The sequence below is a fragment of the Bifidobacterium erythrocebi genome, assembly GCF_012932675.1.
GTDB classification, from domain to species: domain Bacteria; phylum Actinomycetota; class Actinomycetes; order Actinomycetales; family Bifidobacteriaceae; genus Bifidobacterium; species Bifidobacterium erythrocebi.
Genome location: NZ_JAAIIF010000008.1, coordinates 446,383 through 460,404, shown reverse-complemented (window position 1 = coordinate 460,404; position 14,022 = coordinate 446,383). Strand labels below are relative to the sequence as shown.

At 60.8% G+C, this 14,022-nt stretch carries 7 protein-coding genes and 1 tRNA gene; 7 read left to right on the top strand and 1 reads right to left on the bottom strand.

What is annotated here, in order from left to right; translation table 11 throughout:
* The first annotated feature begins 417 nt into the window (after positions 1–417).
* The 5 genes from G1C98_RS05675 (at position 418) to aroA (ending at position 7,304) form a co-directional block, all read left to right on the top strand.
* A complete protein-coding gene (locus tag G1C98_RS05675; protein WP_169080049.1) occupies positions 418–1,581 on the top strand; it encodes an ABC transporter permease in 1,164 nt (387 codons plus the stop codon).
* A gap of 141 nt (positions 1,582–1,722) precedes the next feature.
* Positions 1,723–1,796 (top strand) — tRNA-Pro (locus G1C98_RS05670).
* 378 nt (positions 1,797–2,174) lie between these two features.
* Positions 2,175–2,951 (top strand): Abi family protein, encoded by a 777-nt coding sequence (locus tag G1C98_RS05665; protein WP_169080047.1) that lies wholly within the window; start codon positions 2,175–2,177, stop codon positions 2,949–2,951.
* 614 nt (positions 2,952–3,565) lie between these two features.
* Entirely contained in the window at positions 3,566–5,752 is a 2,187-nt protein-coding gene (locus G1C98_RS05660) for an elongation factor G (protein ID WP_169080045.1), read from the top strand.
* A gap of 220 nt (positions 5,753–5,972) precedes the next feature.
* Complete coding sequence (aroA, locus tag G1C98_RS05655) at positions 5,973–7,304, top strand: 3-phosphoshikimate 1-carboxyvinyltransferase (protein ID WP_169080043.1); 1,332 nt, start codon at positions 5,973–5,975, stop codon at positions 7,302–7,304.
* A 100-nt stretch (positions 7,305–7,404) separates the two neighbouring features.
* On the opposite strand, the gene guaA is transcribed toward aroA, so the two are convergent.
* On the bottom strand, positions 7,405–8,967 hold the full coding sequence (gene guaA, locus G1C98_RS05650) for a glutamine-hydrolyzing GMP synthase (RefSeq protein ID WP_169080041.1): 1,563 nt from the start codon (positions 8,965–8,967) through the stop codon (positions 7,405–7,407).
* Positions 8,968–9,589: 622 nt separating this feature from the next.
* Here guaA and G1C98_RS05645 point away from each other — a divergent pair.
* Together G1C98_RS05645 and pta are read left to right on the top strand one after the other, a co-directional pair.
* Positions 9,590–12,067 carry a phosphoketolase gene (locus G1C98_RS05645; protein WP_169080039.1) on the top strand — a complete coding sequence of 826 codons (2,478 nt, stop codon included), beginning with the start codon at positions 9,590–9,592 and terminating at the stop codon, positions 12,065–12,067.
* Between the two features lie 237 nt (positions 12,068–12,304).
* A complete protein-coding gene (gene pta / locus G1C98_RS05640; RefSeq protein WP_335341288.1) occupies positions 12,305–13,984 on the top strand; it encodes a phosphate acetyltransferase in 1,680 nt (559 codons plus the stop codon).
* Positions 13,985–14,022 lie beyond the last annotated feature (38 nt).

Sequence of the window (14,022 nt, the reverse complement as noted above, 5' to 3'; positions counted from 1 at the left end):
TCGCCCCAGTGATGTAGTTCCCCCGTGATGGGGAGCGATAGGCCGCGCCAGGTCCTCCGGTGTATGCCGGTGTGGCCCCGCCTAGCGATGTGGAAACTACGCGGGCAGCGGGAAAACAGGCAATCGACCTGCACACGCATGCTATGAACGTAGAATCGAAGCAGCGATCCAACACCGTGTTCTCGCTCGGCATCCGCGAACGCTTGCATAAACCTGGGTAACCTTACACAGGTACGGGCTCGTGCAGGCCTACGTGGACTCGCGTAGGCAAGGCGCGGACTATGCTCGTGCGTGTGCGAACGGTGGCAAACGGCAAAGCCCGGCCGCCGCTGCTCGCTTCCGAAGCGTTGTAATCGCAGTCGGACAGTGACGGAAGCGCGGACACGCGCAGACAGGACAGACAGAGGAGGGACGACCATGAGACAGGGGAGTCACCAGCGTGCGGAAACCGGCGGGCTGATCTCATTCATCATCTGCGCCGCCGTGGGTGCCATCGCCATGAACATCTATCTCACCTATGCGTCCGCCATTTGGCAGCTCATGCTCCGCCGCTTCATCGTCTGCTCCGGCATCGCGGCCGCCTGCGCGGTCATCTCCTTCCTCGTCGGGTACCTGAGCCATTCGAGATCCATGAACCTCAAGCACGGGTGGCTCGTCATGGTGCGCCGGCTGTTCGAATCGCTCGCATTGTCCGCCGTATACGCGTCCACCATATTCCTCACCTCGTTCGCCCTGCTCAGCATCGTGAACGAAGTGATGGGCCCCAAAGTGTTCGTGGGCTACATGGCCGCCATCTGCGCCACGATCTCCGGCGTGGTGGGATACATGACCTTCGTGCAGGCACGCATGATGAACGCGAAGACACTGGCCTCGCTGCTGCCGTTCTTCATCATCTCCGGAGTCTGCGTGGCGGGCATGACCACCGACGACCCGTACTGGTACCACAACAACTTCTCGCAGCTCGGCGACCGCACCACCTTCGCCGCCACCATGTTCAACTCCACGCTCATGCTGGGCGGCCTGTGCATCATCATTATCAGCTACTTCGCCATCTCCGAGCTCGTGACCACCGAACGGCTCACCAGACTGCGCCACGACCGCACCGCCGACGACCCGAACCACGGCTACGGCATCCCGCACTATCGCCTACGCACCACCATTTTGAGCGTGATGCTCACCCTGTCCGGCATCGCCTTCATCGGCATCGGCGCGTTCCGTTACACGCCGCACCCGATTCTGCACAACGTGTTCGCCCGCGGCCTGCCGGTGCTCATGCTCATCCTGTTCCTGCTGCTGCCGTGGATCGCCCCGCGCCTGAGCCGTACTGTGATGGTGATCTCCGACCTGATGCTGCTGGTGTGCGCGGCGTTCGGCATCGACTGGCTGATGGGCAACGTCACGCTGACGAACGTGGAGGCGTTGGCATGCATGGTGTACCTGGGGTGGTTCATCGTGTTCTCGCGGCAGATCGCCGCGCTGGAGGCCGACAGAATCGCGTTGCAGCTTGCCCAGGCGCAGATCCAGCCTGCGGCGAGCGAGCAGCTCAAGCAGCTCGAATCGCGTCTTGCCTCGGACCGGTGACGCTGCTGGCATGGTCGCGGGTGCTTCGTTTGGCATGGTCATATACAGGATGAACGGCGGAAGATGCGTGCAATCGCGAGTGTCGCGTGTTCGATAGGTCGGATGCTCATGTACAATGGCTGATGTTGCCTTTTCGGGCAGCGGGCTGTAGCGCAGCTTGGTAGCGCGTCTGCTTTGGGAGCAGAATGTCGCAGGTTCAAATCCTGTCAGCCCGACCGGATCCCTTGGAAACACTAGCTTTCCAAGGGTCTTCTTGTATCCGCTGTGACAGTCCGCATACAAATGCATACAAACGCCGCAGGATTTCTATGCTTGGTCACCCCCTAGTCCGCGCTCGCGGAAAACTCGATCGTGATCGAGCTGATGAACATTGAGAGGACTGTGTGGCGCTGGGACTGAAACATGGGCGGCTCGGCGATTCCCTCATAGGATGAGAATCAATAAAAACACGCCATGAGTGTTATGAGCCGCAGGTAGGGTAACGCAGTGTAAGTTTATGTGCCGAAAAAACAACCGGCCCCTCTTGTGAGGGGCCGATGAGAGCACAGGCAGGACGGAACCTACCCAGGTATTTGACAGGTTATCATTGCCGTATGACTGAAGACAAGGGACTTGAGCTTGCAAGGAAATTCTGCGGTATTGCGCGTTTTGATCGCTACCTGACGGATACGGGTGGGGATTTCGGCATGGCGCTGTCTTTGTGCAAGTGGAATCATCGGTTCGCGGGTGTATTGCATGAGCAGATCGGGTACGTGGAGATCTGTGTGCGCAATGCCATCGACCGTCAACTGAAAAGCCTTGCTTTAGCAGAAACCGGTTATAAGGATTGGACCAATCCGCAGCATATGCCGGATCTTGTCAGTAAAACCGTCAAAGGACAGATTCGCCAGGCTCGTGATCTGGCTCAACAGGAAAAGGGAACTTCTCGCCGGGAAATCACACATGACGACGTGGTATCGAAACTCATGTGGGGCACATGGTCCAAAATCGTCGGCAATGCCGAAACCACTGAAAAGACCGAACAGCAGCAGGCATTGTGGCGGGCGGCTGTCAGCGGAGCTTTCCCGAATGCCCCGCAAAATGAACAGGGACGACTGTCGGTCGCGAGAAATCTCGCGTACCTGCGTTCAGCGAGAAACAAGGCTGCCCATTTCGACAATCTTTCAACCGTTTCCAAGCACAAGCGGCGTGTTATCAACGCGTCGTTCTATCTGTTATCCAGCGTGGATAAGTCCTTCACTCACGGATGGTTCGACGCATCCGTATTGCGAGCCATGTCACGAGAGCGACAGTCGATACTTCAGCAGTGCCCGAACGAAGGAAACGTCATCGACGATACGTCAAGGGAATCGGCGAACAATATGGTCTGACTCAAAGACAATCCGTTGACGATGCACGTCACGGTGAGCCAATCCGGCCATTTAGCAAATGACTGTCAAAGACAGAAGTCTGAAGCTTCAGTGTTTCCAACGTTTTGGATTCTGGATTTTTGCTGCTCTTGTATGCGCTGGGGGGGCGGTGCTGATGACTGCCGGCGTGCTTCCTCGTTTGTGCTGGCGTGCGTATCAACGAAGTGTTCACCCTGCAGATTCAGGGTCTCGACTTCAGAGACCGCAAAGCCCGCATCCGCAGCACATGGCCCGATGACGGAGAAGACGGGATGCAGCTCGGAACGTTCAAAACGGTGAGACGAGAGCCATCGCTCTGTCGCCGTCTCTCATTCTTCAAATGGAGGGGCAGGTTGCCTGGCAAAGCAAGAAAGAGTTCCTGTTCCGAGCCCAACGCGGCGGGATGAATACATGACCACAGTTGGAGGATGTGCATTTGGTATCCCAACTGGAACCCTTGGAAACATTAGTTTTCCAAGGGTCTTCTTGTATCCGGGCGTAGAGCGCAGGTACAAAAAGGTACAATGACTGCACAACTTTCACCGGAGCGCGCCACCAATCCCGCCGCCGTCACACGCGCTGGTAGGGTAGCAACCATGAAGCGCATCGTAACCGGAATCCTCGCACATGTCGACGCAGGCAAAACCACCCTCTCCGAAGCCATCCTCTACGCCACCGGCCAACTGCGCAAACCCGGCCGCGTGGACCACGGCGACGCCTTCCTCGACACCAACGCCATGGAACGCGCCCGCGGCATCACCATCTTCACCGAACCGGCCATCATCCGCACCGGCAACACCGCCATCACCCTCCTCGACACTCCAGGCCACGTCGACTTCTCCGCCGAAACCGAACGCACGATCCGCGTCCTCGACTACGCCATCCTCGTCATCTCCGGCACCGACGGCATCCAAGGCCACACCGAAACCCTCTGGCGACTCCTCGCACGTTACAACATCCCCACCATCATCTTCATCAACAAAATGGACGCGCCAGGCGCCAGCAAAACCCACGTCCTCGACCAACTCAAACACAGGTTCGGCGACGGATGCATCGACTTCACCACCATGACCGGCACCACCACAGACGCCGCTGTCGGCACCACAACCGGCACAACACCCGCCGTCATGGAAGAAATCGCCATGCAATCCGAACCCGCCATGAACGAATACCTCGAAACCGAACACGTAGGTAGCGACACCATCCGAACCATGATCGAGCGCCGCGAACTCTTCCCCTGCTTCTTCGGCTCCGCACTCAAAATGGAAGGCATCACCGAATTCATCAACGGCTTCGAAACCTACACCCAAGAACCCCAATACGGGAAGGAATTCGGCGCCCGCGTCTACAAAATCTCACACGACAGCCAAGGTAACCGCCTCACATGGCTCAAAACAACCGGCGGCGAACTCCACGCAAAAGCACTCCTCAACGGCGACACATGGAGCGAAAAAGCCGACCAAGTACGCGTATACTCCGGCGCAAAATACACCACCGTCGAATCCGTACCCGCAGGCACCATCTGCGCAGTAACCGGCCTCACCAACACCCACCCAGGCGAAGGCCTCGGCAACGAACAATCCGCCAAAAACCCCATCCTCCAACCAGTACTCACCTACACACTCCTGCCAGGCACCAACGACACCCACAAATGCCTCACCGCCCTACGCGAACTCGAAGACGAAGACCCCCTCCTCCACGTCGCATGGCACCCACGACTCCAAGAAATACACCTCCAACTCATGGGCGCAATACAACTCGAAATCATCCAACAAATGATGCACGACCGCTTCGGACTCGACGTAACATTCGGCCCCGGCGCAATCCTCTACAAAGAAACCATCACCCAACCCATCGAAGGCGCAGGACACTTCGAACCACTCCGCCACTACGCAGAAGCACACATACTCCTCGAACCACTACCAGCAGGCAGCGGCATACAATACGCCACCACATGCCCCGAAGACACCCTCGACCGCAACTGGCAACGCCTCATCATCACCCACCTCAAAGAACGCGAACACCTCGGCACCCTCACCGGCTCACCAATCACCGACATCAGACTCACCCTGGTAACCGGGCGCTCGCATCTGAAGCACACGGAAGGCGGCGACTTCAGGCAGGCCACATACCGGGCGATCCGCCAGGGGCTCATGGAGGCACGCGCCGGGGTACCGACCGAGGCCAGCGCATTCGATGTGGCGCAACGATTCGCGGGCGACGACACCGACCACGGCGTTGACGGTGCCGTCGCTTCGCAAGGCGGCGACAAGACCGGCGAGGGCGATGCCGCTTCCGCCGAGACGCCGCAGTGCCGCATCAAGGGCATGGGCAACTGCAGGCTGCTGGAACCCTGGTACCGGTTCCGGTTGGAAGTGCCGCAGGATATGCTCGGCCGCGCCATGAGCGATGTCCAGCGTATGAGCGGCAGTTTCGAGACGCCGCAAACCGACGGTACCGGCGACGGCGAATACGCCATACTGAACGGCACCGCGCCGGTCAGCGAAATGCAGGACTATGCCATGGACGTGAACGCATACACGCACGGCCGCGGGCACTTGAGCTGTGTTTTCGCGGGGTACCAGCCATGCCACAACGCCGAAGAAGTGGTGGAACGCGAGAACTACAATCCCGAAGCCGATCTGGACAACACGCCTGATTCGGTGTTCTGCGCGCATGGTGCCGGCTACCCGGTGAAATGGTACAAGGTGCCGGAATTCATGCACTTGGATTATGCGTGGAGCGGCATGCGTGCCGGCGAGGGTGAGGCTGCGGGCGAGTAGCTGTTGCGGCGGCAGCCCCATCTCAACCATTCTGCGCTTGGCAACGTGAATGACGATACGACTGACAAATGAGAAAACAGAGCCGATTATCGCCAACAGGCAATAAGGTGAAAACGACACAGCCGCTACCGTGACGCGACCCAAGCAAGGAACTAAGGCAGAACCGCCAGGGAACGCCACGAACAGCGGCACGCGCATACCGCACAACAGAGGAAACCACATGAACACCACCATCTGGCCCGCCCCTACGGCCACCAGGCCGCTCGACGCCACCGTCGAAATCCCCGGAAGCAAATCCCTATCGAACCGCTACCTCATCCTCGCGGCCCTCGGCACGCAGCCAGTGCGACTGACGGGCCTGCTGCGCTCGCGCGACACCGAACTGATGATGGGTGCGTTGCGTGCGCTCGGCGTGCGCTGCGATGTCGACGAGCAGGTGGACACCACGGTGACGGTGACACCGCCTGCCGAAGGCCGCTTCCACGGCAACACGAAAGTATTCTGCGGACTCGCCGGCACGGTGATGCGTTTCGTGCCGGGATTCGCGATGCTCGCGGATGGGCCGGTCGACTTCGACGGTGACGAGCAGGCATACGCCCGCCCGATGAAACCGGTGCTGGACGGGCTCGAACAGCTCGGTGCCACCATCGAATACCACGGCGAAGAGGGCCGACTGCCCTTCACCATCACCCCGCCGGCATCGGCAGGGGAATGCACTTCGCCAAGCGTGGTGAACATCGATTCCTCCGGCTCATCGCAGTTCATCTCCGGTCTACTGCTCGTCGGAGCGCGCGTGCCGGGCGGCCTTGAACTGCACCATGTGGGGGAGAAGACCCCAAGTCTGCCGCACATCCGCATGACCGTGGCCGATCTGCGCGCCGCCGGCGTGGATGCCACGGCCGACGAACAATCGCATGTGTGGCGCGTGCAGCCGGGAACAGTGCAACTGCCCGGTTCCGTGACCGTCGAACCGGATCTGTCGAACGCCGCGCCGTTCCTGGGGGCGGCGTTGATCGCGGGCGGTACCGTGCGCGTGCCGAACTGGCCCGAGACCACCACACAGCCGGGCGGTCTGCTGCCGGGATACCTGGAACGGATGGGCGCCAAGGTCTCCTTCCCCGTGGAGAACGGTACGCGCTACTGCGAGGTCGGCGGCGATGGCCATATCAACGGGCTGGGCGATTTCGACCTGACTGCGGCCGGTGAGATCGCGCCATCGCTCGCGGCGATCCTGGTATTCGCCGACGCGCCGACCAGCATGATCGGCATCGGCCACCTGCGCGGGCATGAGACGAACCGCCTGGAAGCACTGGTCAACGAGATTACGCGCGTCGGCGGCAAGGCGCACGAGCTGGCGGACGGCATCGCCATCGAACCGGTACCCGCCGGCGAGCTGCACGGCGCAGAAATGGAAACATATGCCGACCACCGCATGGCCACCTTCGCCGCAATGCTCGGTCTGCGCATCGAGGGCGTGACCGTACGCAACGTGGAAACCACGCGCAAGACGCTGCCCGACTTCGTGGGCATGTGGACCGGCATGCTGGGCTGAGCGCCGACCTGAACGTGGATTTGATATGGGAATGCCCCTGAACGATATTCGTCCAGGGGCATTCCCGCATAACGCGATTACCGCAATGCTGCGGGGACCGTCACTCCCATTCGATGGTTGCCGGCGGCTTGGAGGTGCAGTCGAGCACCACGCGGTTGATCTGACGGCATTCGTTGGTGATGCGCGTCGAGATGGTGGCCAGCACGTCGTACGGGATACGGGACCAATCGGCGGTCATGGCGTCTTCGGAAGACACCGGGCGCAGCACGATCGGGGAGCCGTAGGTACGCTCGTCGCCCTGCACGCCCACGGAGTGCACGTCGGCCAGCAGCACGACCGGGCACTGCCAGATGTCGCGGTCAAGGCCGGCCTTGGACAGTTCCTCGCGCGCGATGGCGTCGGCCTCGCGCAGCACGTCCAGGCGCTCCTTGGTGATCTCGCCGATGATGCGGATGCCCAGGCCCGGGCCCGGGAACGGCTGACGCCACACGATCTCGTCCGGCAGGCCGAGCTCGGTGCCGATGGCGCGGACCTCATCCTTGAACAGCGTGCGCAGCGGTTCGATGAGCTGGAACTTGATGTCCTTCGGCAGGCCGCCCACATTGTGGTGGGACTTGATGTTGGCCGCGCCGTCGCCGCCGCCGGATTCCACCACGTCCGGGTACAGGGTGCCCTGCACGAGGAACTTGACTTCCTTGCCGGAGGCGCCGGCCTCTTCGATGACCTGGCGCTGCGCCTTCTCGAAGGTGCGGATGAACTTCTCGCCGATGATCTTGCGCTTCTTCTCCGGCTCGCTCACGCCCTTCAGCGCGGTGAGGAAGTCTTCGGAGGCGTCCACGGCGATGAGCTTGATGCCGGTGGCCTTGACGAAGTCATGCTTGACCTGCTCGGCCTCGCCCTTGCGCAGCAGGCCGTGGTCCACGAACACGCAGGTCAGCTGATCGCCGATGGCCTTGTGCACCAGCGCGGCCGCAACGGCGGAATCAACGCCGCCGGACAGGCCGCAGATCACCTGTGCGTCGCCGACCTTCTCGCGGATCTTCGCCACCTGGTCGTCGATGATGCTGGAGGCGTCCCAATCGGAGTCGAGGCCCGCGCACTGGTGCAGGAAGGTCTCGATGAGCTTCTGGCCCATCGGGGTGTGCTTGACTTCCGGGTGCCACTGCACGCCGTACAGCTTGTGTGCCGGATCCTGCATGGCGGCCACCGGCGCGCCTTCGGTGTGGGCGAGCACTTCGAAGCCTTCCGGAGCCTTCTTCACGGCGACGCCGTGGCTCATCCACGTGTTCTGCTCGGCGGGGGAGCCCGCAAGCAGACCCTCGGCGTGATCGATCACGGTGTCGGTCTTGCCGTATTCGCCCAGCGCGGCCTTGTCGACGTCGCCGCCGAGCTCATGGGCCATCACCTGGAAGCCGTAGCAGATGCCGAGCACCGGAACACCGGCGTTGAACACCTTCGGGTCGATGGTGGGGGCGCCGGGCTCGAACACGGAAGCGGGGCCGCCGGACAGGATGATGGCCTTCGGGTCTTTGGCGAGCATTTCGTCGACCGGCATGGAATGCGGTACGAGCTCCGAATAGACATTAGCCTCGCGTACACGGCGGGCGATGAGCTGCGCGTACTGGGCTCCGAAATCAACAACGAGCACAGGGCCTTTTGCCATTGGTTGTCTCCCTTGGATTCATGGGTAGCGGATCGGATCTCCTCGCGCTGCCGTACCGGTTCGGTGCAGTTCCGCCGCAGTCCTTATATAAGGAGCACCACGGTTTCGTGTGCGCCGGCACATATCTGTGCGTGCATGTGCGGCGCGCGGGAAAACAATACCTATGATTATGGCCGCGTTCGCAGACATTGGGGCGTGTGCGGGGCGTGTGCCGAGCGTCTTGCGGATTGGGGCAGAGAGATAGCCGGAGAAGTGCAAACGTATTCCGCCGGAACGAAACATTTCCTCTCACAACCAAGACAACACGCCGATTATAGATATGCACAAAACGAACGTGCCATAAACGCCGCTTATATAGAAAACCCTTGGAATTCCGCCATTTTCAGAAGATTAACTTCCATTAACCCGATTCACAAATCGCACAGTAAAACATTACAAAACGTTTCATTTAGCTTACTTTTACGAACACACACGAAAAAAACCGGCCAAAACGTCGAACGCTGCTCGTAGCATAAATACCGATTGGACGCGAGGGTCCAGGGGTTGAGAGGCCTGCGGAAACCGCGCGACCGAATGTAATAATCAATCGCACAACACTTGTGCAGGAGTTACAGGAGTATACATGACGAATCCTGTTATTGGCACCCCTTGGAAGAAGCTCGACGCTCCCGTTTCTGAGGAAGCCCTTGAAGGCGTTGACAAGTACTGGCGTACCGCTAACTACCTGTCCATCGGCCAGATCTACCTTCGCAGCAACCCGCTGATGAAGGAGCCTTTCACCCGCGAAGACGTCAAGCACCGTCTCGTGGGCCACTGGGGCACCACCCCGGGCCTGAACTTCCTCATCGGCCACATCAACCGCTTCATCGCTGATCACCAGCAGAACACCGTGATCATCATGGGACCGGGCCACGGCGGCCCGGCAGGTACCGCTCAGTCCTACCTGGACGGCACCTACACTGAGACCTTCCCGAAGATCACCAAGGACGAAGCTGGCCTGCAGAAGTTCTTCCGCCAGTTCTCCTACCCGGGCGGCATCCCGTCCCACTTCGCTCCGGAGACCCCGGGCTCCATCCACGAGGGTGGCGAGCTGGGTTACGCTCTGTCCCACGCTTACGGCGCTGTGATGAACAACCCGTCCCTCTTCGTCCCGGCCATCGTCGGCGACGGCGAAGCTGAGACCGGCCCGCTGGCTACCGGCTGGCAGTCCAACAAGCTCATCAACCCGCGCACCGACGGTATCGTGCTGCCGATCCTGCACCTCAACGGCTACAAGATTGCCAACCCGACCATCCTGTCCCGCATCTCCGACGAAGAGCTGCACGAGTTCTTCCACGGCATGGGTTACGAGCCGTACGAGTTCGTCGCTGGCTTCGACGATGAGGACCACATGTCCATCCACCGTCGTTTCGCCGAGCTCTTCGAGTCCATCTTCGACGAGATCTGCGAGATCAAGGCCACCGCTCAGACCGACGATGTGCATCGTCCGTTCTACCCGATGATCATCTTCCGCACCCCGAAGGGCTGGACCTGCCCGAAGTTCATCGACGGCAAGAAGACCGAGGGTTCCTGGCGTTCCCACCAGGTGCCGCTGGCTTCCGCCCGCGATACCGAGGCTCACTTCGAAGTCCTCAAGAACTGGCTCGAGTCCTACAAGCCGGAAGAGCTGTTCGACGAGAACGGCGCTGTGAAGGAAGACGTCACCGCCTTCATGCCGAAGGGCGAGCTGCGTATCGGTGCCAACCCGAACGCCAACGGTGGTGTGATCCGCGAAGAGCTCAAGCTCCCGAAGCTTGAGGACTACGAGGTCAAGGAAGTCAAGGAGTACGGCCACGGCTGGGGCCAGCTGGAAGCTACCCGCCGCCTGGGCGTCTACACCCGCGACATCATCAAGAACAACCCGGACAACTTCCGCATCTTCGGACCGGACGAGACCGCTTCCAACCGTCTGCAGGCCGCTTACGACGTGACCAACAAGCAGTGGGATGCCGGTTACCTGTCCGAGCAGGTCGATGAGCACATGGCTGTCACCGGCCAGGTCACCGAGCAGCTGTCCGAGCACCAGATGGAAGGCTTCCTCGAGGGCTACCTGCTGACCGGTCGTCACGGCATCTGGAGCTCCTACGAGTCCTTCGTCCACGTGATCGACTCCATGCTGAACCAGCACGCCAAGTGGCTGGAAGCTACCGTCCGCGAGATCCCGTGGCGTAAGCCGATCTCCTCCATGAACCTGCTTGTGTCCTCCCACGTGTGGCGTCAGGATCACAACGGCTTCTCCCACCAGGACCCGGGTGTCACCTCTGTCCTGCTGAACAAGTGCTTCAACAACGACCACGTGATCGGCATCTACTTCCCAGTGGATTCCAACATGCTGCTGGCCGTCGCCGAGAAGTGCTACAAGTCCACCAACAAGATCAACGCCATCATCGCCGGCAAGCAGCCGGCCGCCACCTGGCTGACCCTGGACGAAGCTCGCGCCGAGCTCGAGAAGGGTGCTGCCGAGTGGAAGTGGGCTTCCAACGCGAAGTCCAACGATGAGGTCCAGATCGTGCTTGCCTCCGTTGGCGATGTCCCGACCCAGGAGATCATGGCCGCCGCCGACAAGCTGGACGCCATGGGCATCAAGTTCAAGGTCGTCAACGTTGTGGATCTGGTCAAGCTGCAGTCCGCCAAGGAGAACAACGAGGCCCTGTCCGACGAAGAGTTCGCTGAGCTCTTCACCGAGGACAAGCCGGTCCTGTTCGCTTACCACTCCTACGCTCGCGACGTGCGTGGCCTGATCTACGATCGCCCGAACCACGACAACTTCAACGTCCACGGCTACGAGGAGCAGGGCTCCACCACCACCCCGTACGACATGGTGCGCGTCAACAACATCGACCGCTACGAGCTCCAGGCTGAAGCTCTGCGCATGATCGATGCCGACAAGTACGCCGACAAGATCAACGAGCTCGAGGCCTTCCGTCAGGAAGCCTTCCAGTTCGCTGTCGACAACGGCTACGATCACCCGGATTACACCGACTGGGTCTACTCCGGCGTGAACACCGACAAGCAGGGTGCCGTCTCCGCTACCGCCGCAACCGCTGGCGATAACGAGTGAGCCTAGAAGCCTAGTGCTTGCATCAGAGCCGCGTAAACGGCGCTGAGAACGAGGGGTCCGAGGAATATTCCTCGGGCCCTTTTCGTGTATTCGTCTCGTATGCCTGTTCGTTCGTCCATCAAAAATGCGGCAAATCACGTGGATGAAACGGCATTCGCGCAAATCGGCATTACAATTGGTAGCGATTACAGCGGCGTGGCAACGCGACGCCGAAACCAACAGTACATAGGAGACAACGTGAGTCTTACTACCGTCACCATCATCAGCCCGGAAGCTGCAAACGGCCGCAATGTCGCGGCGCTCGGTGTGGTCAGGGCCCTGGCAAGTGCCAAGAGGACCGGTGTGTTCCGTCCGGCCGTATGCAAGAAGGAAGCATTCACCAATACGCTGCTTGATGCAGCCAACATCGGCGAGACCATCGAACAGGCCAGAGGCGTATGCCCGAAACGCGCACGCCACGACAAGGGCGATGCCCGAGCCGATATCGTCGCAGCTTATGAAACCACCGTCGCCGAGCTTGAACCCGAGGCCATGGTGGTCATCGGCACCGATCGCAGCTCCGTCAACGATCCGGAGGGCTTCGCCTTCAACGCCGATGTCGCCGCCGACCTGCAAACCCCGGTATTCCTTGCGGTATGCACCATCGACCGCACGCCGGAACAGGTGCGCGAGACCATCGACGCATGCACCGCCACTGTGGAAAACCATGGCAGCGCCGTGCTCGGCGTGTTCGTCACCGGTGCCGAAGAGGACCAGATCGAGGGATTGAAGGCGTTCTTCGCCGGCGACGAGGCCGACAAGCCGGTCTGGGTATTGCCCAAGGTCGACTTCGCACAGGAAGATGCTGCAGCCAAGGCCGCCGAGGCATTCGACAGGAACGTTCCCGCCGGCGAGGTGCTTGCCGCGCTCGACGCGCCGTTCAAGGCCCCGGTCACGCCGTACGCCTTCCAGTACAGCCTGCTGGGCAAGGCCAAGGCCGACAGGAAGACCATCGTACTGCCCGAGGGCGTGGAGGACCGCATTCTCAAGGCCGCCGATTACCTGCTCGAACGCGATATCGTGGACCTGATCATCGTCGGCGAGAAGGATGCGATTCTTGCACGCGGCAAGGAACTCGGCCTCGGCTCGCTAGGCAAGGCGAAGTTCCAGGCCATGGACGATGAGGAAGTGCTTGCGCCGATGGCCGCCAAGCTGTGCGAGCTGCGTGCCAAGAAGGGCATGACCGAGGAGCAGGCACGCAAGCAGCTCACCGACGCCAGCTATTTCGGCACCATGCTGGTCGTATTGGGCAAGGCGGACGGTCTGGTGTCCGGCTCCATCAACTCCACTGCCAACACCGTGCGTCCGGCGCTGCAGGTCATCAAGACCAAGCCGGGGGCATCGCTGGTGTCCGGCTCCTTCCTCATGTGCTTCAAGGATCACGTCGCCGTGTTCGCCGACTGCGCCATCAACCTCAACCCCAACGCCGAGCAGCTGGCCGACATCGCCATCCAATCCGCGCAGACCGCAGCGGCGTTCGGCATCGAGCCCAAGGTCGGCATGCTGTCGTATTCCACGCTCGGTTCCGGCAAGGGCCCGGATGTGGATCTGGTCGAAGAGGCGACCGCTTTGGTTCGTCAGAAGGCTCCCGATCTGCAGGTGGTCGGTTCCGTGCAGTTCGACGCCGCATGGTCGCCGAGCGTTGCGGCCACCAAGGCGAAGGGCAATGATGTGGCCGGCCATGTGAACGTGTTCGTGTTCCCCGATCTGTGCGCGGGCAATATCGCTTACAAGGCCGTGCAGCGTTCGTCCGGTGCCATCGCCATCGGCCCGGTGCTGCAGGGGCTGAACAAGCCGGTGAACGATCTGTCCCGTGGCGCAAGCGTGCAGGACATCATCAACACCGTCGCCCTGACCGCCGTCGAAGCGCAGCAGTGACGATGATGAACAATCGTTGACGTTCTATCGGCAGACGT